Origin of the sequence: Serratia sp. ME47, assembly GCF_903970925.1 — a bacterium.
GTDB classification, from domain to species: Bacteria; Pseudomonadota; Gammaproteobacteria; order Enterobacterales; family Enterobacteriaceae; genus Serratia; species Serratia ureilytica.
Genome location: NZ_CAJCKE010000030.1, coordinates 14,674 through 38,383 on the forward strand (window position 1 = coordinate 14,674; position 23,710 = coordinate 38,383).

The window sequence follows — 23,710 nt, forward strand, 5'->3', positions numbered from 1 at the left end:
GCATCGCGCACGCCCTCACCACCACCACCGCAACCGCCACGCAATGGCGGGCTGCACGGGTGCGCAACAGCTAACGACGTATCCCCAAGCCCCGCCAGCCATGGCCGGGGTTTTTTATTTCTCCGTGCCCGCCGGCAATTTCATTACGGAGAAGACCTATGCCAACTATCCCCGCACCGCGCAGCGCCCTGCTGGTTATCGACATGCAAGTCGGCCTGTTCGCCTCGCCGGACGATCCCCCGTTCGCCGCCGAAACCCTTCTGGCGAAGACCCATGCGTTGATACGCGCCGCACGCGTGGCGAATGCGCTCGTGGTGTTTATTCGCCACACCGGCCCGGCAGGTTCACCTATCGCCGTAAACAGTCCGCTGTGGCAAGTTCACCCCGATCTCGACACCGATGCGCAAGCCGACTGGTTCATCGATAAAACCCATCCCAGCTGTTTTTACCGGACTGGCCTGGCGGAGCGGCTTAAGCAAGCCGGCATCGGTCGGTTGGTGATTTCGGGAATGAAAACGCAATACTGCGTAGACACCGCGTGTCGGCGCGGCGCGGAGTTGGGATTTGACCTGGTGTTGGCCGCCGATGCCCATAGCTGTTCGGACACGGCGGCGCTCGGCGCCGACGCCATTATTCGTCACCATAACCAGACCCTGTCGGGGCCGTTCGTGACGCTGGCGCTGGCGGAAGAGGTGAAATTCTAAAACACGCGCGATTTGCCTGTCAGGCCGGGCCAACGCCCGGCCTCCTCAGCGGCAAACCTTGTCGCGGCGCGGCTTTTTCGGCGCCAGCAGATACTCCACCACGCTTTCGTCGACGCAGCTGTCGATGCCGTTCAGCGCCAACGTATGTCCGTCGCGTTCGCGGGTGATCAGCGGGCTTTTAAAGGCCGAGGCCATCACCTGGGCATTGCGGTACGGCGTGGTTGGATCGTAGCGCTGGGCGACGAACAGCAGCGGCGGCAGCGCGGCGGACGCCACCGGCATGTGCGGCCGATCTTTGCCGCGGTACGGCCACAGATCGCACATTTCCAGCGGATACTCGTGCAGCGGCAGATAGTGGGCATATAAAGCGGCGGTATTGATCTCCTGCCGCTGCCTGCGCAACAGCTGCGGATCGGCCGTTGGGTTGGCGACGTCGGCGCAGGTGATGACGTTCAGGGCATCATCGGCATCCGGAGAATAGCTTTCGTCGATCAGATCGGAAACCTGTTGCCCGGCGATGCCGGCATCGAGCTGACGCAGTACGGTGGCCAGTTCATGCCAGCGCTCCGGCCACAACAGCAGCGAACGCGTCACCGTCAGCACATCGGCGGCGGAGATCTCATAGCCCGCCGCAGTGACGAACGGCTGCTCATGCAGCTTGCGCAGCAAAGCGTGATAACGCTGAAGCGCCTGATTGGCGCCGCCGCCAAGCTGGCAGCTGTCGGTTTTTCCGCAATAGGCGGCGAAACGCAGGAAACTTTGCTGGAAGCCTCGCTCCTGATTCATGCGCTGGGTGAAATCGTCCTCCGCCAGATCCACCACCCCGTCCAGCACCAGCGCGCGCGTTTTCTTCGGAAAACGTTCGGCATACAGCGCCGCCACCTTGGTGCCGTACGAGTACGCCACCGCCGTCAGCCCCGGTTCGCCCAGCGCATGGCGGATCGCGTTCAGATCGTTGACCGCCTCGTCGGTGCCGATGTGTTGCAGCACGTCCGCGCCGGTCTGTTTGATGCAGGCGGCGATCAGGGTGCGCGTCTGGTTCTCCGCGCCGGCCACGTCGTTGTCGTCCGGTTCAGGGAGTTCGTCACCTTCGGCCACCTGGCAGGAAATTTTTGGCGTCGATTGACCGACGCCGCGCGGATCGTAACCGATGATGTCGTAGGATTTACGCAGTTTGGCGACGTGGGCGTCGTTGCCGAGATAAGGGTTGATCCCCGGCAGGCCCGGCCCGCCGCTGATCACCACGACGCTGCCCTTTTTCGGCCCGGTGGCGGGCAGCAGGGTCAGCGCCAGACGCACGGTCGGTTCCCCCGCCTGCGCCGAATGGGCGGGAGGCGTAGCGTAAACCAACGGCACGTCGAGGTAGCCGCAGCGCAGCCCCGCCGGCGGCGCTTCATCGAACCAACGCTGAAAGCCGCTGTTGAGACAAGATTGCCAACGAACGCCGTTCTCGGGCGCCGCGCCGTGAGCCGCAGGTTTGGCCTGGGCGGGCAACGCGGCGGCGGTCGCGGCGAGCAGCGCCAGAATACGCAGTACTGACATGGGGAGTCCTTTCAACTCAACGAATCGGTCAAAGGGTAACGATACTCGGTTAAACCGCTAGCCAATAGAACATAAAAAAACGCGCGGGTGAAGCCGACGCCGTGCGTATGGAAAGACTTTTCTTTGCTCGGATTGATCTTATAACGCACAGAATGCTGCAAAAAACGCCGTTCACCTGCTAGGCTTAGAGTTCGTTAACCCACAAGGAACAGGAGAGCAGCATGTTTGGTAAAGCGGAAGACAAAGCCAATGAAGCCGCAGGCGCGGTAGAAGAAGCGTTTGGTAAAGCCGTCGATTCGCCGGAGCATCAGGTACGCGGCGCGGCGCGCAAGTACGCCTCCCAGGCCAGCTATGCCGCCCGTGACGCAGCGGACAGCGTAAGAACGCAGGTGGAAGCCAACCCGCTGGCCGGCGTGGCCGTTGCGGCGGCAGTCGGCATCGTTTTCGGCTTCCTGCTGGGACGCAAATAAGCGGCGGATGCGCCGTTCGACAATAGGCCCGTTACGGGCCTTTTTTTCGCCCTTTTCTGCGCCAGCGCCGTTGTGCGTGCAAACTTTCATCTATCACAACCATCGCTTAAAAAAACCAACGCCTTCAACTACGATTAGTTTGTGACCAGAGCAAGGCTCTGCGATCCGGCGGATAACCCTATGAGGATTATCATCATTATCCATGCTGTTTAAGCCGCTCTCCTTCACGCGGCTAAGAAAGGTTGATTATGGCTCGCACCACCCCTATCGAACGTTACCGCAATATCGGCATCTCCGCGCATATCGATGCCGGCAAGACCACCACCACCGAGCGGATTCTGTTTTACACCGGGGTCAGCCACAAGCTGGGCGAAGTGCATGACGGCGCGGCGACCATGGACTGGATGGCGCAGGAACAAGAGCGCGGCATCACCATCACCTCGGCGGCCACTACCTGCTTCTGGAACGGCATGCAGCATAATTATCCACAGCATCGCATCAATATCATCGACACCCCCGGGCACGTCGATTTCACCATTGAAGTGGAGCGCTCGATGCGCGTGCTGGACGGCGCCGTCATGGTCTATGACTCTGTGGGCGGCGTCCAGCCGCAGTCGGAAACCGTCTGGCGCCAGGCCAACAAATACAAAGTGCCGCGGCTGGCGTTCGTCAACAAGATGGACCGCATCGGCGCGGATTTTTTCCGCGTGCGCAAAATGATGATCGAGCGCCTCAAAGCCAACCCGGTGCCGATCGTTATTCCTATCGGCGCCGAAGACCGCTTCAGCGGCGTGGTGGATCTGGTGCGGATGAAAGCCATTCTGTGGGACGAAGCCTCGCAGGGCATGAACTTCAGCTTCGAAGAGATCCCGGCCGACCTGCGCGAATCGGCGCAGGAGTGGCGTGAAAACATGATTGAAGCGGCCGCCGAAGCGTCGGAAGAACTGATGGAGAAATACCTCAATCAGGTGCCGCTGAGCGAAGAGGAGATCGTTCACGGGCTGCGGGTGCGCACCGTCGCCGGCGAAATCCAGCCGATGCTGTGCGGATCGGCGTTCCGCAACAAAGGCGTGCAGCGCATGCTGGACGCGGTGATCGAGCTGATGCCCTCGCCGCTCGACGTGCCGCCGATGGAGGGCCACGGCGAACACGATGAAATCATCACTCGCAAAGCCGACGACAACGAAAAATTCTCGGCGCTGGCGTTTAAGCTGATGACCGACCCGTTCGTCGGCCAACTCACCTTCGTGCGCGTCTATTCCGGGGTGCTGGCCAAAGGCAGCAGCGTTTATAACCCAATCAAGGGCAAAAAGGAGCGCATCGGCCGCATCGTGCAGATGCACGCCAACGATCGTAAGGACATCGACGAACTGCACGCAGGCGACATTGCCGCCTGCGTCGGCCTGAAGGACGTCACCACCGGCGATACGCTGTGCGATCCCGGCGCCATCATTACGCTGGAGCGCATGACCTTCCCCGAACCGGTGATCGCCCAGGCGATCGAGCCGAAGACCAAGGGCGATCAGGAGAAAATGGGCATCGCGCTGCAGCGGCTCTCTTCGGAAGATCCGTCGTTCCGCGTGCGCACCGATGAAGAATCCGGCCAAACCATTATCTACGGCATGGGCGAGCTGCACCTGGAGATTATCGTCGATCGCATGCGCCGCGAGTTCGGGGTGGAGACCACCACCGGCAAACCGCAGGTGTCTTACCGCGAAACCATCCGCAAACAGGTGGCCGACGTGGAAGGCAAGTTCGTGCGCCAATCCGGCGGTAAAGGGCAATACGGCCACGTGGTGCTGACCGTCGAGCCGAACGAACCCGGCAAAGGCTTCGAGTTCTTCGATGAGATCAAGGGCGGCGTCATTCCCGGCGAGTTTATCCCGGCGGTGAAAAAAGGCGTGCTCGAGGCGCTGAATAACGGCGTGCTGGCCGGTTATCAGGTGGTGGACGTCAAGGTGCACCTGACCTTCGGTTCTTACCATGACGTCGACTCGTCGGAACAGGCGTTCCGCATGGCGGCGATCTTCGGCTTCAAGGACGCCTGCCGCCTGGCGGATCCGGTGATCCTCGAGCCGATCATGTCGGTGGAAGTGGAAACGCCGGAGGATTACGCCGGCAACGTGATGGGCGATCTCTCCTCACGCCGCGGTCTGGTGCAGGGCATGGAAGAGATCCCGGGCGGCGGCGGCAAGGAAATTCGCGCCAAGGTGCCGCTGTCCGAGATGTTCGGCTACTCGACCACCCTGCGTTCGATGTCGCAGGGCCGCGCCACCTACACCATGGAATTCAGCCACTACGCCGAAGCGCCGCACAACGTGGCCGAAGAGATCATTCACCACAGCAAGCGTTAACCCTCACGCCCGCCGCCACGGCGGGCGTCACCTCGGCTTGTCCTCCAGCGCCACCACCACCGGCTGCGGTTTGATGCGCATGGCGTACACCACGCCGGCAATCAGACAGACGATGCCCGCCAGCGTCAGCAGCGGCGGCCAGGCCTGGCGCAACAGAAAGGTATACGCCAGCCCCGCCAGAATTTCGAACACGATGAGCGGCCCCACCAACACCGTCGGCAGCCGCTGGCTGGCTTCGTTCCAGCACAGCGCCCCCAGCCAGGAACAGAACACGCCGATGATCAGCATCAGTGGGATAAACACCTCAGGGCGCGGGCCGAACGGCAAGGCGAACGCCGGTTCGCTCAGCGCCAGCTGACCGCAGACAGCGAGATAACCCAGCAGCGCCAGCGGCAGCGTCACCAGCCCTTGGGCCGTGGCCCAAGTGGCCGGACGCTGCGTCGGATTCTCTCGCAGCCAGCGTGAATTGCGCAGCGGGAACCAGGTCCAGCACGCCACCGCCAACACGGCCAGCCCAAGACCACTGAGATAGCGCCAGCCGTCGATCGGCACCGCATTGCCGCGCAGCTCGGCGACGTTCACGCACGCCAATCCACAGACGATCAGCAGCAGCGCCGGCGCCAGTTTGCCCCAGGCCAGGCGCCCGTCGTGCCGGCCGTAAAACAGATTGGCGCAAATGGCGATCACCACCGGCAAGGTGCCGATGATCATGGTCGATACCGGCGCACCGGTGCGCTGAATGGCGCTGGCCAGGCACAGGTAGTACAACAGATTGCCGATGGCCGTCAGCTTGAGCGCTTCCCGCCAATCCTGGCGCCGCAGCTTGCGTAGGCGGCGTCGATCGAACCACGCCAGCGGCAGGGTAATCAGCCCAAAGGCCAGATAGCGCCCGGTGGACTGCAGCGCGGCGGGATAGTCCGGCACCAGCAACGGACCGACGAAAATCAATCCCCACATCAGCCCGGCGGCCAGGGCAAACACAACGCCAATGAACATAACGACTCCGACAAACGGCCGGTGCGGCCAACCCGCCCGACAAGACAGCGGCAGAGTAACGAAAACGCAGGGAGGAATTATTGTAGCAGGTTGCTGTTTTAGCCCAATTTCACCTGTTTCTGGAAACGCACTGGCGTGACGCCGTAACGGTTGGCGAAGGCGCGAGTCAGGTGCGCCTGATCGGTCAGCCCCGCCGCCGCCGCCACCTGTGCGGCGGGCATGCCGCGCTCCAGCATGCGTTTGGCCTGCGACAGCCGGATCGCCATCAGCATCTGCTGCGGCGAGACGTGATATTCGGCCTTGAACTTGCGCAGGAAATGGTACGGGCTGAGCGACACCAGCTCGGCCAGTTGGTTGAGCGTTATAGCCTCGGCGAAGTTATCGTGCAGGTAGCTTTTCACCACCTCGAAACGGTGCGCCGCCTCGGCTTTCTCCCGCCGTCCTGTGCGGATGTGCGGTTGCAGCAACGCCACCGCTTCCAACAGCAGGCCGTCGAGCGTGAGCGGATCGTCGGTTTGCCACAGCGCGGCGAGAATGGCGGACAGGCGCTGCGCCGCCCGCGGATCGTGGCGCACCGCATCGGTGAACCACTGGCTCCGATCGCCGGACAGCTGCTCCAGCGCCTCGGGCGCCAGATAGAGCATGCGGTAACACCAACCGCCCGGCGTTTCGGCTTCGCCGGTATGCAGCTCGTCAGGATTCATCAGCACCAGCGCGCCCGGCGCCGCCAGGTGCTGCGCCCCGCGATAGCGAAAACGCTCGGCCCCGGTGTCCACGGTGCCGATGGCGAAGGCGTCGTGGGTATGCGGCTCGAAGGCATAGCGTTCGATATGCGCCTGATAGAGTTCGACGCCGGGCAGATGCGACAAATGCCGGAACTGCGCGCTGTCCTTCTCGAACGGAAACTGTTGTGGAACCCCTTGCACCCGATCTCCTCATCCGTGCTGACAATCTGCTCAGCATAGCCAAAACATCGCCGGTTGAGTAGCCGCCCTGGTCCTTTCGTGCCCCTCGCCTGGACGATCGGCGCCATTCGGCGTAGGGTTAAGGTCCCTGTCCCTTTCAGACGGGCCGCATCGCGAAGCTCATCGGCCCCTGACACTCCGTAAACAAGAGGCAACAATGTATCCGGATACTCAACTGTATATCGATGGACAATGGCGCAGCGCGCTGGCCGGAAAAACCCTGCCGGTCTCCAACCCCGCTACCGACGAGATCATCGGTCAAGTGGCGCACGCCGCCGCAGAGGATCTCGATCTGGCGCTGGCCGCCACCGAACGCGGGTTTAACGTTTGGCGAAACACCGCCGCACACCAACGCGCCAACCTGATGCGCAAAGCCGCTGCGCTGCTGCGCGAACGCGCCGACGCCATCGCCGCCATCATGACGCAGGAACAGGGTAAGCCGGTGGCGCAGGCCAAAATCGAAATTCTCAACGCCGCCGACGTGATCGACTGGTTCGCCGGCGAAGCCACCCGCACCTACGGGCAGATTATTCCGTCCCGCGCTCGCGACGTGCAGCAGCAAACCCTGAAACTGCCGGTCGGCCCGGTGGCCGCCTTCACGCCGTGGAACTTCCCGATCAACCAGATCGTGCGCAAGCTGTCCGCCGCGCTGGCGGCGGGTTGTTCAATCATCGTCAAAGGCCCGGAAGAAACGCCGGCCTCACCGGCTGAGCTGATCAAAGCCTTCGCCGACGCCGGCATTCCGGCCGGGGTGATCGCGCTGGTGTACGGCACCCCGGCGGAAATCTCGGAATACCTGATCCCGCATCCGACCATTCGCAAGATCTCCTTCACCGGCTCCACCCGCGTGGGCAAGCATCTGGCTGCGCTGGCCGGCCAGCATATGAAAAAGGCCACCATGGAGCTGGGCGGCCACGCGCCGGTGCTGATCTTCGACGACGCCGATCTCGACGCGGCGGCCAAAGAGCTGGCGCAATCCAAGTTCCGCAACGCCGGCCAGGTCTGTATCGCCCCGACCCGCTTCCTGATCCAGCAAGGCGTTTATGAAGCCTTCGTGGAGAAATTCACCGCCGCAGTGCGTGAACTCAAGCTCGGCAACGGGCTGGAAGACGGCGTGACGATGGGGCCGATGGTGCTGGGCCGCAGCGTCGACAATATCGAGGCGCTGGTGCAAGACGCTATCGCTCACGGGGCGAAGGCCAGCACCGGCGGCAAACGCGTGGCGGGCAAAGGCAACTTCTTCGAGCCGACGGTGCTGCGTGACGTGCCGCTGAGCGCGCGCGCCATGTCGGAAGAGCCGTTTGGCCCGGTCGCCCTGCTGCGCCCGTTCGCCACCTACGACGAGGCGATCGCCGAAGCCAATCGCCTGCCGTACGGGCTGGCCGCCTACGCTTACAGCCGCAACATCGCCACCGTCAATGCGCTGGGGCGCGACGTGGAGAGCGGCATGCTGAGCATCAACCACATCGGTTTCGGCCTGCCGGAAACGCCGTTTGGCGGCGTGAAGGACTCCGGCCACGGCACCGAAGGCGGCAGCGAAGCGATCGAATCCTACCTGGAAACGCGCTTTGTCACCGTCGCCGGCCGTTAATCGCACGTCGGATGAATAGCCAGAAGCCCCGCAATGCGGGTAATCCTGGTTAGTTAGCGTTTTTCTGAACGTATTTGTGCAGTTTTCGGTCGATAAAGGTGAGATGCGCCATGAAGCTCATACGCTTCGACCGAGCCAGGGGCCGAAGGCGCGGCCCCTGGCAACCCGCGCCTTTGCCCTATCAGACGGTTGGCTTTGCCAACTTCCCTCTCTCCGCCATACCGCATTGAGGCCGGTTGCGACAGGCGTCCCTGCCTGTCTCACCTGAAACCGCCGTCCATGGCGGTTTCTCCTAATGCGCTATGCCTGCGTTCGGCGTCTTCAAGGGCGCCCAACACCCTGCTTATCTCACTATTTTCATTGCCTTTCATAACACAACATCAAACGAATGGGATAAGAATGGTTCATCGCGTCTTAGCGTGAACTTTTTACTCGCGAGCCAGCTCGAACAGGCGCCGCGCCGCCGGGGTCAGCCCCAACATGTGAATGCAGGCATGCACCATGCCCGGCAACCGTTCACAGCGTACCGCCACACCCGCTTCACGCAGCCGCTGCGCATACAGTTCGGCCTCATCGCGTAGCGGATCATATTCGCAGCTCAGGATAGTGGCCGGCGGCAATCCGCGCAGCGTGGCGGCGTGCAGCGGCTCGGCGCTCGGATCGCGTCGCTGGGCCAGGTACTGCTGCCAACAAAACACCATCGCGTCGCGCGTCAAAAAATGCCCCTCGGCGAATTCGCGATAGCTCTTCGTCGCCATTTCGCGGCTGAGCGCCGGGTACAGCAGCAGTTGACGTTCAATGTGCGGGCCCCCGCGATCCCGCGCCAACAGCGCGACCGCCGCCGCCAGATTGCCTCCGGCGCTGTCACCACCCACCGCCAGATGGTCAGCGTCAATCCCTAACTGCGGCGCCTGTTGCGCCGCCCAACAGAGCGCCTGATAGACATCTTCCAGCGGCTGTGGAAAAGGAAACTCCGGCGCCAGTCGATAATCGACCGACAGGATTATCCGATCGGTGGCGTTAGCCAGCGCCTGACAGGGCTGGTCATACAGCGACAGCGAACCGAGGCACCAGCCGCCGCCGTGGGCGAACAGCATCGCCGGTTGTGCGGCAGCGCGCCTTTCCCCCGCCGGTAGATAGGCGCGCAGCGCAATCCGGTGCCCATCGGTGGCGACCAGCGTAAAATCCCTGACGCCGCCGCTCGGTTGCGGTGCGCCCTGCAGCAGACGCAAACCGCTTTCCGTGGCCGCCCGCATGTCCGCCAACGACGCGGGTGGCGGCGCGTCGGCCGAGGCCGCCAAAAAGGCGGCGATGCGTTCATCAAGCGGCATGTTGCTCTCCCGCCAGGAACGGCGCAATCAGCGCGATAAACGCCTCATGACACTCCTCGGTGATGAAATGGCCGCAGCCGGCGACCGTTTCGCCCCGCAGATCGCGCGCATTGCCCCGTAGCGTCGTCAGCGGCGCGTCGCCGGTGGCGTGCTCCGCTCCCACCGTCAACACCGGCATCGTCAACGGCGTGGCGGCGCGCAGCCGGTTCTGGCGAACGGTCTCCGGGATCGCCCGGTAATAGTCGAATCCGGCGCGCAGGCCGCCCGGCGCCGAATAGGCGGCGATATAGACCTTAGCCGCCACCCGATCGCGCCGATAAGACCAGCGGTTGAAGATATAGCCAAGATACTCCCGCTCGCGCCCTTGGGTCAGGGTCTCCGGCAAATCCGCCAGCTGGTTGAACATGAAATGCCACAGGAAGATATTCTCCTCCGGCGCGACGAAAATCGGCGGCGGCGGCGCCAGACCGGGGATCACCGCCTCCGTCAGTACCAGACGCTCCACCGCCTGCGGGAAATCGCTCACCATGGCGTAACCGATCCACATGCCGATATCGTGGCCGACCAGTTGGTAACGTTGATGGCCCAGCTGCGCCATCATCGCGTGCAACGCCGCACCGATGCTGCCGGTGTCGTAGCCGCCGGCGGGCTTGTCAGAGTCGCCGATGCCCGGCGGATCGACGGCGATCGCCTGAAAACCGGCCGCCGCCAAGGCACGCATCACATAACGCCAGGTGTACCAGGTTTGCGGCCAACCGGGGATCAGCAGCACCGGCCGCCCTTCGCCGGCCACCACGCAGTGAAGGCGCCGGCCGTTGACCTGGGTATAGACGTGTTCCGCCGCGAGATCCTGCAACAGGATCTCGTTTTGACTGTGTTTCATGGGGTTAACTCCCTGTGGGGTCAGGCTCAGCGAATGCCGAGCAATGCATTGATCTGCTGAGGATTGACCGGCGCACCGGCGAAGTCATCAAACACTTTGTCGGTGACACGGATAATGCGCTCGCGAATGAAGGCCGCGCCTTCGCGAGCGCCGTCCTGTGGATTTTTCAGGCAGCACTCCCACTCCAGCGTCGCCCAGCCCGGATAGCCATACTGCGTCAAACGGGAGAAAATGCCGTTGAAATCGACCTGGCCGTCGCCCAGCGAGCGGAAACGGCCGGCGCGATCGATCCAGGACTGATAACCGCCGTATATGCCCTGACGACCGGTTGGATTGAACTCGGCGTCCTTAACGTGGAACATGCCGATAACGTCCTTATAGATATCGATAAACTCCAGATAGTTAAGCTGCTGCAGCACCATGTGGCTCGGATCGAACAACACCCGGCAACGCGGATGGTTGCCGACGCGCTGCAGAAACATCTCAAACGTCACGCCGTCGTGCAGATCCTCACTCGGGTGAATTTCATAACATAGATTGATGCCCTGCTCCTCGCAGGCGTCGAGCACCGGCAGCCAGCGTTTGGCGAGCTCGTTGAACGCGGTGTCAATCAATCCTTCAGGGCGCTGCGGGAACGGGAACAGATAGGGCCAGGCCAGCGAACCGGAAAAGGTGCCCAGTTCGCTGAGCCCCAGCCGCGCCGACGCCTTCACCGCCAACAGCATTTGCTGCCGCGCCCACTCGCCGCGGGCCTTGGGATCGCCCTGCAGCGCCGGTGGCGCAAAGCTGTCGCACAGCGCATCGTAAGCCGGGTGCACCGCCATCAGCTGGCCGAAGATATGGCTGGTCAGTTCACTGACCACCACCCCCTGCTCCGCCAACATGCCGGTCAAATCGTCGCAGTAGGTTTGGCTTTCCGCAGCGGTGGCCACGTCGAATAAACGCCGATCCCAGGCCGGGATCTGCAAGGCGGTAAAACCGGTCCGCGCCGCCCACTCGGCAATGGCGGGCAAGCTGTTGAACGGCGCCGCGTCATCGCTGAATTGCGCGAGATGCAGGCTTGGACCTTTGAGGGTTTTCATCGTAAACTCCTATTGGTTGTCGATTGGCAAACAATAGGAGCAAAGCGCGGCGACCGCAAGCGAAATTTATAAAGGCATTGGTATTCCCGCCGATTTAAGCGATCCTATGTCGCTGAATGGCAGGTAAATTGGAGCAGCGAATGGCAGGCAGACCGCGCGAGTTCGATCGCGAACAGGCGCTATTGAAGGCGCGAAACTTATTCTGGCGGCAAGGTTACGAAGGCACCTCGATGTCGGATCTGGTGGCGGAGTTGGGCATCGCTTCCGCACGCATCTACAAAGCGTTCGGCTCCAAAGAGCAGCTGTTCCGCGAGGCGATTGCCTGTTATGAAACCGCCGAAGGGGGCTTCGCCGATCGCGCCTTCGCGACGGAAAGCGGCATTCGCCCGGCGCTCAAACGCCTGCTGGAAGACGCCGTGCGGCTCTATAGTCGGCCCGATCTGCCGCAAGGCTGCATGGTGGTCTCCGCCGCCGCCAGCGTCAGCGCGGAAAACGACGGGCTCAAAGCCTGGCTGGCAGAGCATCGGCTGCAGCGCACGCAGCAGATCGTCGAACGGCTGCGGCAGGCGGTGCAAACCGGCGAATTGCCGGCCGACACCGACGCCGACAGCCTGGGTGACTATTTCGCCGTCTTCCTGCACGGCCTGTCGATTCAGGCGCGTGACGGCGTCACCGAGGCGCGGTTATTGGCGGCGGTAAACGTGGCGCTGACGGCGTTAGGCGACGCTTAATCCTCCGGCAAATCGACAATCACCAGCGTACCTTCGCTGCCCGGCAACACGCGGTGCGGCACGCCGGCCGCGGCCTGATACAGCTGACCGGCCCGCACCACCACTTCTTCCCCCGCCACCTGCAGCCGCAGGTGGCCGCTGATCACCAGCAACCCTTCGCTGTAATCATGCACTTCATCCGCAATGCTGCGCGCGTCCATGCGCAGCACTTTGATATTGGCCGCACCGACGCGGCCCAGCACGGCAGAGCGCCAGGCCTCAGGCAGTTCGGCCGCCTGCTGGTTTAAATCGAACAGCATCGGAATCCCCCAGGTGCATGAAAAAACGCACTCTAGCCTGATTCTGCGCCGCAGGGAAAGACGCTTTGGTTGCAGGTTATGACCGTTGGTTCTGAGGCGAGACGCGCCGGATGAACGCTTAAGGCAGCAGCGCCGCGGCCTCCCGATCGGCGATAATCAACAGGTCCGGATGCAGCATCAAAATGCTGGCGGGCACCCTGCTCTCCACCGGCCCGCTGACAATGCGCCGCAAAATGTCCGCTTTGTGCGAACCGTTGACGAGCAGCACCAGCTTTTTGGCGGCCATCACGCTTGCAGGCCCCAGGGTGATGTAATGATCGGGCAACCATTCAGTGCGGCCGCCCACCTCTTTGAGCAAAATGTCCGCCATATCCGGCCTGGCGGAAACCGGCACCCGACAGGTGTGGTCTTCGAAGGCGGTGGTGCCCGGCAGATTGCCGCAGAAATGCCCGTCTGCTCCGACGCCCATCACGATCGCATCCAGCCCGCCATCTTCGGCGATACGCCGATCGTGCTGGAGGTAGTTGTCCGAATTCAAGACGTGCAGTTGCCGCTCGGGGATCGCCGCCGGGCCAAAGAACATACGGTGCAGATTCTCCATGGTGACGCCATAGCCCGATCGGCCAGCGTAAGGAATTTCATCGAAATTATAGTAATGCGCGTTGGCGAATTCCGCGTGGCCCTTGACGCGCGGAGCCAACAACTCATACATCCGTTTAGGCGTCGAGCCGGCGGTGATAGCCAGATTGACGCGCTGCGGGCGCAGCATGTAACTCAACAACAGGCTGGCGGCCAGCTCACTCATTTCCTGGTAATCATTAGCGACGACAAGTTTCATTCCCTTCTCCTTTTTGCAAAAAAAAAACCTAACCGCCCATCCGGCCATGTTCGATGCCGGGAGAGAAGTTAGGTTTTGCCTGATCGCGTCAGTAACAATCCGTTTCTTGTCAGGTTATGGCGGCCAGGAATGAAATGCAAACCGCGTTGTGTGATGCAAGCCGCAATTGCGGCGATGCCTTTTTCGCGCCCTATACCGGCACGCGGCGGCTAATCTCCACCACCTGATCGCTGGGCAGGTAGTAATAATCCGTGACGTGCATGCCGTTGCGCACCATCAGCGCGAACAAGTTGCGCTGCCAGGATGGCAACCGGTCGTTCGCTTCGCGGCGCACCACGGTCTCGTGCCCGAGATAGTAGGTCGCCTCGTCGAAGTTCAGACCGGATTTCTGCGCCTCGACATGCTGCAACAGCTGCGGGATGTCAGGCCGCTCCATAAAGCCATAGCTGGCCACGCCGCACCAAAAGCCCGGCGACAGCTCGCGCATCACCAAACGTTCAGCATTCGAGACCCGCGGCTCATTGACGATGGCAATGGTGAGCGCCAGCACGTTGGCGTGCAGCGAACCGTTACGCTTGACCTGCCATTTCATCACCGGCGGCGTCCCTTGCAGGCTGCGAGTCAGGAATACCGCGGTGCCCGGCACGCGCGGCACGGATTCGCGGCGGATTTTCTCCAGGAAATCCTCTACCGGCACTGTCGTTTCACCGAGGGTGCGCGCGGCCGCCAGCACCCCGCGATGCCAGATCAGCATCACGGTATAGACCGCGGCGGCCAACAGCAGCGGGATATAACCGCCCTGCAGCACTTTAGTCATGTTGGCCGTCAGGAAGCTCAAATCGACCACGAAGAAACCGCCCGCCACCAACAGGCTGGCGATCGGCCCCCAGCGCCACACCTCGCGCATGGCGACGAACAGCAGGCCGGTGGTCATGATCATGGTCAACGAGACGGCGATGCCGTAGGCGGCGGCCAGATTGTCCGACGATTTAAAGAACACGGTCAGGAACAGCGTCACCACCATCAGCAGCCAGTTGATGGCGCCAATGTAGATCTGCCCGTAACTTTCCTCGGTGGTTTGCCTGACCCGCAGCCGCGGCAGCCACCCCAGTTGGATCGCCTGCCGGGTCATGGAAAACGCACCGCTGATGATCGCCTGGCTGGCGATGATCGTCGCCAGCGTGGCCAGGATCACCAGCGGGATCAGCAGCGCCGGCGGGCATAAACGGAAGAAGATGTTCTGCGTGACATCGGCGCCGCTCAGGATCAGCGCGGCCTGACCGGCGTAGTTAAGCAACAGGCTGGGAAAAACGATGCCGAACCAGGCCAGCCAAATCGGCCGTTTGCCGAAATGCCCCATGTCGGCATACAGCGCTTCGGCGCCGGTGACGCACAAAAACACGCCGCCTAGCACCAGGAAGCTGGTCAGTCCGTTGGAGAACAGGAAGTGAATGCCATAGAGCGGGTTCAGCGCCAGCAAAACCGCCGGATGCTGGATGATGCCCCACACGCCCAACGCAGCGATCGACAGGAACCACAGCGCCATGATCGGCCCGAACACGCGGCCGATGCGCGCGGTACCCAGCGGCTGAATGGCGAACAGACTGAGCAAAATCACCACCGCCGCCGGCAGAATATAGGGCTGCGACGCCGGCAGCACGATGTTCAGCCCTTCGAGGGCCGAGAGCACCGAAATGGCCGGCGTGATGGCGCCGTCGCCGTAAATGAGCGCGGCGCCGAACAGGCCGGCGAACAACACCAGCGGCCGGGATTTTCGCTTGCTTACCAGCAGCGACATCAGCGCCATGATGCCGCCCTCGCCGCGGTTGCCGATGCGCATGGCGAACATGGCGTATTTGAGAGAAGTGACGATCACCAGCGTCCAGAATATCAGCGACAGCAGGCCAAGGATCACCGGCGCCGAAGGCGCGTCGCCGGAGAGAAACAACACGGTTTTCAGGGTGTACAGCGGGCTGGTGCCGATATCGCCGAACACCACGCCCAATGCGCCCAACGCCAGCGGCGCCAGCCCCGTCTTATTCACGGTTTCCGTATCATTGCCGACAGACATCTGCTCGCTCCTTGACGTTGCGCTGAGAGTGGGAATTATTGTCACTTTGTGGCCGTCGCGCCACGTGATCGGCAAGTTAAGCATAGCCGTCATCTTCGCCAGTGACAGCATCGCGCGTTGAAGCTTCAGCAATCATCGCCGGTGAGCAACGGTTTAAAAACGCCCACCCCGGAGGGCCTATTACTTTCCTGTTGGCGTGGCGCGCGTCGTGGGAAAGTGAAATGAACGTCCGGCTCCCCCCTGTTTCCGCCCGGCGTTACGCGAGCCGGCTCTCATCGGCTTCGCGGCGCAGCCACTGCCGCAGATTTTCGCCTTCCTGCGACAGCTCGCTATCCAGTCGAGCGCACAGGTAATAATCGCGGCCGTCGTCGATCGGCAGATCGAACATTTTAATCAACTCACCGCTTTCAAGGTACTGGGCGATTAACGGTTCACGCATCAACGCACACCCTAGCCCCGCCTGCACCGCCGCCAATGTCAACAATCCGTCCTCAAACATCGGGCCGATACTGCGCAGCGGGCGCTTGACGCCGGCCTGCTGAAACCATTGCATCCAGGTATTGCGCTCCTCGTCGTGCAGCAGCGGCAGCGTCGCCAGCTGCTCCGGCGTATCGAGCAAACCATGCAGTTTACTGAATGCCCGGCTGCACACCGGCACCATTTTGCCGGACATCAGCTTCTCGCTGCGATAGCCGGTCCACTGCCCGACCCCGAAGCGGATCGACAGGTCGGCGGCGTCGCTCAGGTAATTGCGGTGGTTGGCGTAGACCACATTGATGTCGATATCCGGATTTTCGCGCAGGAAACCGCGCAGCCGCGGAATGAACCAACCCATGCCGAACAGCGGGATCAGGCTGATGGTCACCTGCCGCGACGCGGATTGCTCGCGCACGTGTTCGGTCGCCTGGCGCAGCACGTTGAACGCCGAGCGAATCGAACGGTAATACTCCCGCCCCTCGCTGCGCAGCACCAGGTTACGCCCCTGCCGTTCGGTCAACGGCATCTGCAAAAATGCCTCCAGCGTTTTGAGTTGATGACTGACCGCCGAAGGCGAAATCATCAGCTCGTTAGCCGCCGCGCTGATGCCCCCCAGGCGCGCGATGGCTTCGAACGCCCGCACGGCGCGCAGCGGCGGATCGTTCGGCAGCATCGGCAATGGCTCATCGTACTGTTCTGTTTTTTTCATATATTGACTGTTTTTGGGAAATCGACACTGAAGGAATGGATTCAATATACATAAAAATCAACGCATTAAAATCACTCGTTTTTTGTATAAGAAAGTATTTTTCCGTATTTTACAATTTTTTTAAATTCTCTACTGTGACCCTCCTGACTCATTATCTCCGGACTCTCTCTATGGATACGCTGGTACAGCAAACCGTCAACGGTTTGATGCTCGGCAGCATCTATGCGCTGATCGCGCTCGGTTACACCATGGTGTACGGCATCCTGCGCATCATCAATTTCGCGCACGGCGACGTGCTGATGGTCGGTGCGCTGAGCGCGTTGTCGGCGATAAGCCTGTTGCAACACCACTTTCCCGCGTTACCACCGTACGCCACGCTGCTGCTGGCGGCCCTGTTCGCCATGGCGGTCTGCGCCATCACCTCGATGGCGATCGAGCGTCTCGCCTACCGCCGGTTGCGCAATGCACCGCGCCTGGCCCCGCTGATCAGCGGTATCGGCGTCTCGCTGCTGCTGCAAACCCTGGCGATGCTGATCTGGTCACGCAATCCCCTGATGTTTCCGCAGCTGCTGCCAATGACCCCTATCGCACTGACCGCAGGCAGCGGCGGGCATGCGCCGGCGGTGATCACCGGCACGGCGATCGTCACGCTGGCGGTGGCCGTCGCGGTCATGGCCGGCTTATGGCTGCTGGTCGAACACAGCCGTTTCGGCCGCGCCATGCGCGCCACGGCGGAAAACCCGCAGGTCGCCGGCCTGATGGGCATCAGTCCTGACCGCATCATCGTTCTGACCTTCGCGCTCGGCGGCGCGCTGGCGGCGGTGGCCGGCATCATGATGGCCAGCAACTACGGCAACGCCGGTTTCTCGATGGGCTTTCTGCCGGGCATCAAGGCGTTTACCGCCGCCGTGCTCGGCGGCATCGGCAACCTGCGCGGCGCGATGCTCGGCGGATTGCTGCTGGGCCTGTTCGAATCGCTGGGCACCGGCTATCTCGGCGAGCTGACCGGCGGCGTGTTCGGCAGCAACTACCAGGATGTATTCGCATTTCTGGTGCTGATCGCCGTGCTGGTCTTCCGCCCCTCCGGGCTCTTGGGCGAACGCATCGCCACGCGCGCATAAGGACATCACCATGACCGTTTTGACTCCCCCCGTTCCTCTGGCCACGCCGCGCCGCGCCAGGCTGGGGCTGACGCTGTTCATTCTCGCGCTGCTGCTGGTGCCCTGGGTGGCGGGCGCCGCCGGGGGCAACTACTGGGTGCGGGTCGTCGACTTCGCCCTGCTGTACCTGATGCTGGCGCTCGGGCTGAACATCGTGGTGGGCATGACCGGGTTGCTGGACATGGGCTTTATCGCCTTTTACGCCGTCGGCGCCTATTTGGCCGCGCTGCTGTCGTCACCGCATCTGACACAGCAATTCCCGCTGCTGCTGCAGTGGTTCCCCGACGGGCTGCACCTGTCGATGCTGGGTCTGATCCCGCTGGCGGCGCTGCTGGCGGCGGCGTGCGGCATCCTGCTCGGCGCGCCGACGCTGCGGCTGCGCGGCGATTATCTGGCGATCGTCACGCTCGGTTTCGGCGAGATCGTGCGCATTCTGATGCGCAATCTGGATCGCCCGGTCAACCTCACCAACGGCCCCAAAGGCATTTCCGGCATTGACCCGGTCAGCCTGTTCGGCCTGAAGTTTTCCGGCATGCATGAGTGGTTCGGCGTGCGTTTTTCCGGCCTGTACCTGTATTACTACCTGTTCGCCGCCCTGCTGCTGGCGATCCTGTTTATCAGCCTGCGGCTGCAGAACTCGCGCATCGGCCGCGCGTGGACGGCGATCCGCGAAGACGAGGACGCCGCGCGGGCGATGGGCATCAACACCCGCAACTTCAAGCTGCTGGCCTTCGCCATCGGCGCCACCTTTGGCGGCGTGGCCGGCGCGCTGTTCGCCGCGTTTCAGGGCTTCGTGTCGCCGGAATCGTTCACCCTGCAGGAATCGATCGCCGTACTGGCGATGGTGGTGCTCGGCGGCATGGGGCACATCCCCGGCGTGATTCTGGGCGCGCTGCTGCTGGCCGCCCTGCCGGAGCTGCTGCGCAGCAGCATGGGGCCGCTGCAGCAGGCGCTGTTCGGCCAAGTGCTGATCGACCCGGAAATCATCCGCCAACTGTTTTACGGCCTGGCGCTGATCCTGGTGATGCTGTATCGCCCGGCGGGCCTGTGGCCGGCCCGCCACGCACGGGGGAACGCCGCATGACGCCGCTGCTCGCTTTACACCATATCAGCAAACGCTTCGGCGGCCTGACGGCGGTGGATGACGTCAGCATGAGCATCCGCCAGGGGGAAATCTACGGCCTGATTGGGCCGAACGGCGCCGGTAAGACCACCTGCTTCAACCTGATCACCGGCCTGTATCGCGCCGACGCGGGCGAGTTCCGCCTGGCGGGCCAGCGCTATAAGCCCCAGGCGATCGACAAAGTGGCGCAGGCCGGCATTGCCCGCACCTTCCAAAACCTGCGGTTGTTCAATGAAATGAGCGTGCTGGAAAACGTGATGGTCGGCTGCCACGTGCGCACCCGCAACGGCCTGTGGGCAGCGATCGCCCGGCACCGGCGCGCGAAAGAGGAGGAACAGGCGGTGCGCGATAAATCTCATGCGCTGCTGGAGTACGTCGGCATCAGCCAATTCGCCCATTACCGCGCCGGCGATCTCGCCTACGGCCATCAGCGGCGGCTGGAGATCGCCCGCGCGCTGGCGACCGAGCCCCGGTTGCTGGCGCTGGACGAACCGGCGGCCGGCATGAACGCCGGAGAAAAAGTGGCGCTGCGCGAACTGCTGCTGCGCATCCGCGACAGCGGCAAAACGCTGCTGCTGATCGAACATGACGTCAAGCTGGTGATGGGCCTGTGCGATCGGCTGACGGTGCTGGATTACGGCAAAGCGATCGCCGAAGGCGAACCGGCTCAGGTGCGGCGCGAACCGGCGGTCATTCAAGCCTATCTAGGAGGCGGCGCGCATGTCTGAAGCCCTGCTGAGCGTTAAACGACTCAAAGTGTCTTATGGCGGCATTCATGCGGTCAAAGGCATCGATTTCACGGTGAGCGCCGGCGAACAGGTGACGCTGATCGGCGCCAATGGCGCGGGCAAAACCTCGAGCCTGCGGGCGCTGACCGGCCTGCAGCCGTTTGAGGGCGACATCCTGTTCGACGGCCGTTCGATTCGCGGCATGCCGCCGCACCGCTTGCTGCAGCAAGGGCTGGTGATGGTGCCGGAGGGACGCGGCATTTTCACCCGCCTGACGGTGCGAGAAAACCTGCAGCTGGGTGCCTATGCGCGGCGTGACGCATCGGCGGTGCGGCAAGATTTTGAACGCGTGTGCGCCACCTTCCCACGGCTGAGCGAGCGCCTGCATCAACCGGCCGGGCTGCTTTCCGGCGGTGAACAACAGATGGTAGCGATGGGCCGCGCGCTGCTCAGCCGCCCGCGGCTGCTGATATTGGACGAACCGTCGATGGGGCTGGCGCCGATTGTGGTGGAGGCCATTTTCTCGGTCATCAAGCAGCTAGCCCGTGACGGCGTCACGCTGCTGTTGGTCGAGCAGAACGCCCGCCTGGCGCTGACGTCCACCGATCGCGCCTACGTATTGGACAGCGGCAGCCTGAGCCACAGCGGCCGCTCCGCCGACATGCTGGACGATGAAAAAATCAAACGGATCTATTTGGGTGAATAACCGTTGTTACCTTTAACCGCACCAGGAGTATGACATGCAGCAGAACATTCGCATCAAGCCGTTGGCGCTGGCCGCCATGACAATGATCCTGAGCCTCCCGGCGCTGGCGGACGACACCGTATTGATCGGTCTTGCCGGGCCGCTGACCGGCCCTTCCGCGCGCATCGGCAAAGATCTCGAAAACGGCGCACGGCTGGCGATCGCCGACGCTAACGCACAGAAACCGACGCTGAACGGCAAACCGGTCACCTTCAAGCTGGTGTCCGAGGACGATCAGTCCGACCCGCGCACCGCCGTGGCCGTGGCGCAGCGTTTGGTCGACGAAGGCGTCGCCGGCGTGGTCGGCCACTGGAACACCGGCACCAGCATCCCGGCGGCGCGCATCTATCACGACGCCGGCATCGCTCAGGTGGCGCCGGTGGCGACCGGTCACGGCTACACGCAGCAAGGTTTTGACACCAGCTTTCGCGTGATGGGCCACGACGACGACGGCGGCAACTACGCCGGGCAATATGCGGTGAAGACGCTGAAAGCCAAGCGCATCGCAGTGATAGACGATCGCACCGCTTTCGGCCAGGGGCTGGCGGACGAGTTTATCAAATCGCTGCAGGCCCAGGGCGTGCAGCCGGTCACCCGTGAGTATGTGGATGACAAGACCGTTGATTTCAGCGCCGTGCTGACCACCGTCCGCAGTAAAAACGCCGATTTGATCTTCTTCGGCGGCGTGGATTCGCAGGCGGCGCCGCTGGCGCGCAAACTGAAACAGCTGGGCATGAACGCGCAGCTGATGGGCGCCGGCGGCTTCGTCAGCCAAACCTTCCTGACGCTGGCGCAGCGGGAAGGCGAAGGCGTCGTCGCGCTGGAGCCGGGGCTGCCGCTGGAACAGATGCCGGGCGGCAAGGCGTTTGAACAAGCCTACCGCGATCGTTATCACACCCACATCGAACTGCATGCGCCCTTCGCCTACGACGCCACCCGGGTGCTGATCGCCGCCATTGAGCAAGCCGATTCGGCCAATCCGGCCGATTATCTGCCGAAACTGCGCGCCATACATTACCAGGGCGTCACCGGCGACATCGCCTTCGATGCGCAAGGCAACCTGCAACAGCCGAGCTTCACCCTGTACCGGGTGGTTGACGGCAAATGGCAGCCGCAAACCGTGTTGGGCGGCGCCAAGTCACAATAAATCAAGAGGAGCAAGGCGATGAGCTGTGCAAAAAACGAATTGGGCATTTTGGCCCGCAGAAAGATCGAGGCGGAGATCATCAAGCCGATCTACCAGATTCTGGTGCGTGAAATCGGCAAGGCGCGCGCTCAAGCGGTGATCGGCGAAGCCATCGAGAATGCCGCCATCGAGGCGGGCAAACAGTTCGCCGCCCAGGAACCGAACGGCGCGGATCTGCGCAGCTTCGCCGCCTTGCAGTACCTGTGGGAAAAAGACGATGCGCTGCGCGTCGAGGTGATCAATCAGGACGCGCAGCACTTCGACTATAACGTCACCCGCTGCCGCTACGCCGAGATGTATCACGAGATGGGGCTGGGGGAGATCGGCCACCTGCTCTCCTGCGCTCGCGACAGTCAGTTTATCGTTGGCTATGCCCCTGACGTCGACCTGCAGCGCAGCCAGACCATCATGTCCGGCGCCCCCTGCTGCGATTTCCGCTACACCGCTAAAACGCCGGGAGAAGATCAATGACGTATCGAGTCAACGGCGAGCGCCTGTGGCAAAGCCTGCAGACGATGGCGCAGTTCGGCGCCATCGCCAATAACGGCGTCACCCGGCTGGCGCTGAGTGAAGAAGATCGGCAAGCGCGCGATCAGCTGCGCGCCTGGGCGCTGGAGGCGGGTTGTAGCGTACGCGTCGACAAAATGGGCAACATGTTCCTGCGGCGTGAAGGCGCTCGCCCCGAGCTGGCGCCGGTCGTCACCGGCTCGCACGGTGATTCGCAGCCCCGCGGCGGCCGTTTCGACGGCATCTACGGCGTGCTGGCCGGATTAGAGGTTATTCGTACCCTTAACAATCGGCAGATCGTCACCGAACGCCCGATTGAAGTGATCAACTGGACCAACGAAGAAGGCGCGCGCTTCGCGCCGGCGATGATCGCCTCGGGCGTGTTCGCCGGGGTATTCGACCTGGAATACGGCCTGACGCGCCGCGACGAGCACGGCGTCAGCCTCGGCGACGCGCTGGAGCGCATCGGCTACGCCGGCGAGTATCCGGTGGGCGGTACGCCGATCCATGCCGCCTTCGAGTTGCACATCGAGCAGGGGCCGATTCTGGAAGCGGAGCATCTCGACATCGGCGTAGTCACCGCCGCACAAGGGCAGCGCTGGTATGAACTGGAGGTCGTCGGCTTCAGCGCCCATGCCGGCACCACGCCGATGGATCGGCGCCGCGACGCCCTGATCGGCTTTGCGGCGCTGGTCACGGCGGTCAACCGCATCGGTTGGGATTTCGCGCCCGACGCGCGCGCCACGGTGGGCATGGCGCAAATCACCCCCAATTCGCGTAACGTGGTGCCGGGGCGCGTCTTTTTCAGCGTCGAATTCCGCCATCCGCAAGAGGCTATTCTGGCGCAGATGGAGCAGCGCCTGCTGACGGCGGTAAATGAGGTCAACGGCGGCGGCCTGGCCGCCCGGGCCGAGCGCATCTTCCAGTATCCCCCGGTCGCTTTCGATCGGGGCTGCATCGACAGCGTGCGTCACGCCGCGCAGGCATTGGGCTATCGCCATCGCGACATGATTTCCGGCGCCGGCCACGACGCCTGTTACCTTAACCGCGTCGCCCCGACCGCCATGATTTTCATTCCCTGCGTGGACGGCATCAGCCACAACGAGCGGGAAGATATCATCCCCGCCTGGGCCGCCGCCGGCGCCGACGTGTTGCTCAACGCCCTGCTGGCGCACGCCGACGCCTGAGCCTCGCCCCGGTTTGGCGCCGGGGCAAAAA

The 23,710-nt window shown here is 62.7% G+C and carries 22 protein-coding genes; 12 read left to right on the plus strand and 10 right to left on the minus strand.

Translation table 11 applies throughout. The features are described 5' to 3' along the window. Positions 1 to 158 precede the first annotated feature (158 nt). A complete protein-coding gene (locus H7A77_RS21915) occupies positions 159 to 704 on the plus strand; it encodes a cysteine hydrolase family protein (RefSeq protein WP_033650334.1) in 546 nt (181 codons plus the stop codon). 45 nt (positions 705 to 749) lie between these two features. Here H7A77_RS21915 and H7A77_RS21920 read toward each other — a convergent pair whose 3' ends face one another. Continuing rightward, positions 750 to 2,246, minus strand: coding sequence for an alpha/beta hydrolase (locus tag H7A77_RS21920; protein ID WP_182074649.1), 1,497 nt, complete (start codon positions 2,244 to 2,246; stop codon positions 750 to 752). 221 nt (positions 2,247 to 2,467) lie between these two features. On the opposite strand from H7A77_RS21920, the gene H7A77_RS21925 reads away from it, so the two are divergent. Next, positions 2,468 to 2,716, plus strand: a complete 249-nt coding sequence (locus H7A77_RS21925; RefSeq protein WP_004938127.1) for a DUF883 family protein — start codon at positions 2,468 to 2,470, stop codon at positions 2,714 to 2,716. Positions 2,717 to 2,964: 248 nt separating this feature from the next. Then, entirely contained in the window at positions 2,965 to 5,070 is a 2,106-nt protein-coding gene (fusA, locus tag H7A77_RS21930; protein WP_182074650.1) for an elongation factor G, read from the plus strand. A 27-nt stretch (positions 5,071 to 5,097) separates the two neighbouring features. On the opposite strand, the gene H7A77_RS21935 is transcribed toward fusA, so the two are convergent. Both H7A77_RS21935 and H7A77_RS21940 read right to left on the minus strand, forming a co-directional pair. Beyond that, on the minus strand, positions 5,098 to 6,066 hold the full coding sequence (locus H7A77_RS21935) for a DMT family transporter (protein WP_182074651.1): 969 nt from the start codon (positions 6,064 to 6,066) through the stop codon (positions 5,098 to 5,100). Positions 6,067 to 6,164: 98 nt separating this feature from the next. Continuing rightward, entirely contained in the window at positions 6,165 to 6,992 is an 828-nt protein-coding gene (locus tag H7A77_RS21940) for an AraC family transcriptional regulator (RefSeq protein WP_163965373.1), read from the minus strand. 196 nt (positions 6,993 to 7,188) lie between these two features. On the opposite strand from H7A77_RS21940, the gene H7A77_RS21945 reads away from it, so the two are divergent. Beyond that, positions 7,189 to 8,622 (plus strand): NAD-dependent succinate-semialdehyde dehydrogenase, encoded by a 1,434-nt coding sequence (locus tag H7A77_RS21945; protein ID WP_042784596.1) that lies wholly within the window; start codon positions 7,189 to 7,191, stop codon positions 8,620 to 8,622. A 428-nt stretch (positions 8,623 to 9,050) separates the two neighbouring features. On the opposite strand, the gene H7A77_RS21950 is transcribed toward H7A77_RS21945, so the two are convergent. The 3 genes from H7A77_RS21950 to H7A77_RS21960 are packed head-to-tail and all read right to left on the minus strand — an operon-like array spanning position 9,051 to position 11,918. Then, positions 9,051 to 9,953, minus strand: a complete 903-nt coding sequence (locus H7A77_RS21950; protein ID WP_182074652.1) for an alpha/beta hydrolase — start codon at positions 9,951 to 9,953, stop codon at positions 9,051 to 9,053. Continuing rightward, positions 9,943 to 10,836 (minus strand): alpha/beta fold hydrolase, encoded by an 894-nt coding sequence (locus H7A77_RS21955; protein WP_182074653.1) that lies wholly within the window; start codon positions 10,834 to 10,836, stop codon positions 9,943 to 9,945. Before H7A77_RS21955 ends, H7A77_RS21950 begins: the two co-directional genes overlap by 11 nt. Positions 10,837 to 10,862: 26 nt before the next feature. Beyond that, the gene (locus H7A77_RS21960) at positions 10,863 to 11,918 is read right to left on the minus strand and encodes a sugar phosphate isomerase/epimerase (RefSeq protein WP_182074654.1); all 1,056 of its coding nucleotides are present in this window, start codon (positions 11,916 to 11,918) and stop codon (positions 10,863 to 10,865) included. A 140-nt stretch (positions 11,919 to 12,058) separates the two neighbouring features. Between H7A77_RS21960 and H7A77_RS21965 the strand changes: the two genes are divergently transcribed. Next, a complete protein-coding gene (locus H7A77_RS21965; protein ID WP_033650324.1) occupies positions 12,059 to 12,649 on the plus strand; it encodes a TetR/AcrR family transcriptional regulator in 591 nt (196 codons plus the stop codon). Here the strand turns inward: H7A77_RS21965 and H7A77_RS21970 are convergent. From H7A77_RS21970 to H7A77_RS21985, 4 genes are all read right to left on the minus strand, one after another. Beyond that, positions 12,646 to 12,948: a cupin domain-containing protein gene (locus H7A77_RS21970; protein WP_047026060.1), complete on the minus strand. Its 303-nt coding sequence runs from the start codon at positions 12,946 to 12,948 to the stop codon at positions 12,646 to 12,648. The two genes, H7A77_RS21965 and H7A77_RS21970, sit on opposite strands and share 4 nt — an antisense overlap. Before the next feature lie 118 nt (positions 12,949 to 13,066). Then, complete coding sequence (locus tag H7A77_RS21975) at positions 13,067 to 13,786, minus strand: glucosamine-6-phosphate deaminase (RefSeq protein ID WP_108680797.1); 720 nt, start codon at positions 13,784 to 13,786, stop codon at positions 13,067 to 13,069. 190 nt (positions 13,787 to 13,976) lie between these two features. Then, positions 13,977 to 15,857 (minus strand): potassium transporter Kup, encoded by a 1,881-nt coding sequence (locus H7A77_RS21980; RefSeq protein ID WP_182074655.1) that lies wholly within the window; start codon positions 15,855 to 15,857, stop codon positions 13,977 to 13,979. Positions 15,858 to 16,113: 256 nt separating this feature from the next. Beyond that, complete coding sequence (locus tag H7A77_RS21985; RefSeq protein ID WP_033643182.1) at positions 16,114 to 17,043, minus strand: LysR substrate-binding domain-containing protein; 930 nt, start codon at positions 17,041 to 17,043, stop codon at positions 16,114 to 16,116. Positions 17,044 to 17,213: 170 nt separating this feature from the next. Between H7A77_RS21985 and H7A77_RS21990 the strand changes: the two genes are divergently transcribed. The 7 genes from H7A77_RS21990 to H7A77_RS22020 all read left to right on the plus strand — a co-directional run bounded on the left by H7A77_RS21990 (position 17,214) and on the right by H7A77_RS22020 (position 23,679). After that, on the plus strand, positions 17,214 to 18,164 hold the full coding sequence (locus H7A77_RS21990; protein ID WP_047026056.1) for a branched-chain amino acid ABC transporter permease: 951 nt from the start codon (positions 17,214 to 17,216) through the stop codon (positions 18,162 to 18,164). 10 nt (positions 18,165 to 18,174) lie between these two features. Further along, complete coding sequence (locus tag H7A77_RS21995) at positions 18,175 to 19,287, plus strand: ABC transporter ATP-binding protein (RefSeq protein WP_182074656.1); 1,113 nt, start codon at positions 18,175 to 18,177, stop codon at positions 19,285 to 19,287. Continuing rightward, a complete protein-coding gene (locus tag H7A77_RS22000) occupies positions 19,284 to 20,054 on the plus strand; it encodes an ABC transporter ATP-binding protein (RefSeq protein ID WP_096242285.1) in 771 nt (256 codons plus the stop codon). The genes H7A77_RS21995 and H7A77_RS22000 overlap by 4 nt, the downstream gene beginning before the upstream one ends. Next, entirely contained in the window at positions 20,047 to 20,760 is a 714-nt protein-coding gene (locus tag H7A77_RS22005; RefSeq protein WP_147837967.1) for an ABC transporter ATP-binding protein, read from the plus strand. Before H7A77_RS22000 ends, H7A77_RS22005 begins: the two co-directional genes overlap by 8 nt. Positions 20,761 to 20,836: 76 nt before the next feature. Beyond that, the gene (locus tag H7A77_RS22010; protein WP_346405209.1) at positions 20,837 to 21,946 is read left to right on the plus strand and encodes a branched-chain amino acid ABC transporter substrate-binding protein; all 1,110 of its coding nucleotides are present in this window, start codon (positions 20,837 to 20,839) and stop codon (positions 21,944 to 21,946) included. A gap of 18 nt (positions 21,947 to 21,964) precedes the next feature. Next, the gene (locus H7A77_RS22015; RefSeq protein WP_033643188.1) at positions 21,965 to 22,456 is read left to right on the plus strand and encodes an L-2-amino-thiazoline-4-carboxylic acid hydrolase; all 492 of its coding nucleotides are present in this window, start codon (positions 21,965 to 21,967) and stop codon (positions 22,454 to 22,456) included. Beyond that, positions 22,453 to 23,679 (plus strand): Zn-dependent hydrolase, encoded by a 1,227-nt coding sequence (locus H7A77_RS22020; protein ID WP_182074657.1) that lies wholly within the window; start codon positions 22,453 to 22,455, stop codon positions 23,677 to 23,679. The genes H7A77_RS22015 and H7A77_RS22020 overlap by 4 nt, the downstream gene beginning before the upstream one ends. Positions 23,680 to 23,710: the final 31 nt, after the last annotated feature.

Bases quoted from the DNA above. Each gene is read 5' to 3' on its own strand.
- H7A77_RS21995 (WP_182074656.1), top strand. From the start codon at position 18,175: ATGACCGTTTTGACTCCCCCCGTTCCTCTGGCCACGCCGCGCCGCGCC.
- H7A77_RS21950 (WP_182074652.1), bottom strand. From the start codon at position 9,953: ATGCCGCTTGATGAACGCATCGCCGCCTTTTTGGCGGCCTCGGCCGAC.
- H7A77_RS21985 (WP_033643182.1), bottom strand. From the start codon at position 17,043: ATGAAAAAAACAGAACAGTACGATGAGCCATTGCCGATGCTGCCGAAC.
- H7A77_RS22000 (WP_096242285.1), top strand. From the start codon at position 19,284: ATGACGCCGCTGCTCGCTTTACACCATATCAGCAAACGCTTCGGCGGC.
- H7A77_RS21960 (WP_182074654.1), bottom strand. From the start codon at position 11,918: ATGAAAACCCTCAAAGGTCCAAGCCTGCATCTCGCGCAATTCAGCGAT.
- H7A77_RS21920 (WP_182074649.1), bottom strand. From the start codon at position 2,246: ATGTCAGTACTGCGTATTCTGGCGCTGCTCGCCGCGACCGCCGCCGCG.
- H7A77_RS21955 (WP_182074653.1), bottom strand. From the start codon at position 10,836: ATGAAACACAGTCAAAACGAGATCCTGTTGCAGGATCTCGCGGCGGAA.
- fusA (WP_182074650.1), top strand. From the start codon at position 2,965: ATGGCTCGCACCACCCCTATCGAACGTTACCGCAATATCGGCATCTCC.
- H7A77_RS21915 (WP_033650334.1), top strand. From the start codon at position 159: ATGCCAACTATCCCCGCACCGCGCAGCGCCCTGCTGGTTATCGACATG.
- H7A77_RS22005 (WP_147837967.1), top strand. From the start codon at position 20,047: ATGTCTGAAGCCCTGCTGAGCGTTAAACGACTCAAAGTGTCTTATGGC.
- H7A77_RS22015 (WP_033643188.1), top strand. From the start codon at position 21,965: ATGAGCTGTGCAAAAAACGAATTGGGCATTTTGGCCCGCAGAAAGATC.
- H7A77_RS21945 (WP_042784596.1), top strand. From the start codon at position 7,189: ATGTATCCGGATACTCAACTGTATATCGATGGACAATGGCGCAGCGCG.
- H7A77_RS22020 (WP_182074657.1), top strand. From the start codon at position 22,453: ATGACGTATCGAGTCAACGGCGAGCGCCTGTGGCAAAGCCTGCAGACG.
- H7A77_RS21925 (WP_004938127.1), top strand. From the start codon at position 2,468: ATGTTTGGTAAAGCGGAAGACAAAGCCAATGAAGCCGCAGGCGCGGTA.
- H7A77_RS21975 (WP_108680797.1), bottom strand. From the start codon at position 13,786: ATGAAACTTGTCGTCGCTAATGATTACCAGGAAATGAGTGAGCTGGCC.
- H7A77_RS22010 (WP_346405209.1), top strand. From the start codon at position 20,837: ATGACAATGATCCTGAGCCTCCCGGCGCTGGCGGACGACACCGTATTG.
- H7A77_RS21990 (WP_047026056.1), top strand. From the start codon at position 17,214: ATGGATACGCTGGTACAGCAAACCGTCAACGGTTTGATGCTCGGCAGC.
- H7A77_RS21970 (WP_047026060.1), bottom strand. From the start codon at position 12,948: ATGCTGTTCGATTTAAACCAGCAGGCGGCCGAACTGCCTGAGGCCTGG.
- H7A77_RS21965 (WP_033650324.1), top strand. From the start codon at position 12,059: ATGGCAGGCAGACCGCGCGAGTTCGATCGCGAACAGGCGCTATTGAAG.
- H7A77_RS21980 (WP_182074655.1), bottom strand. From the start codon at position 15,857: ATGTCTGTCGGCAATGATACGGAAACCGTGAATAAGACGGGGCTGGCG.
- H7A77_RS21935 (WP_182074651.1), bottom strand. From the start codon at position 6,066: ATGTTCATTGGCGTTGTGTTTGCCCTGGCCGCCGGGCTGATGTGGGGA.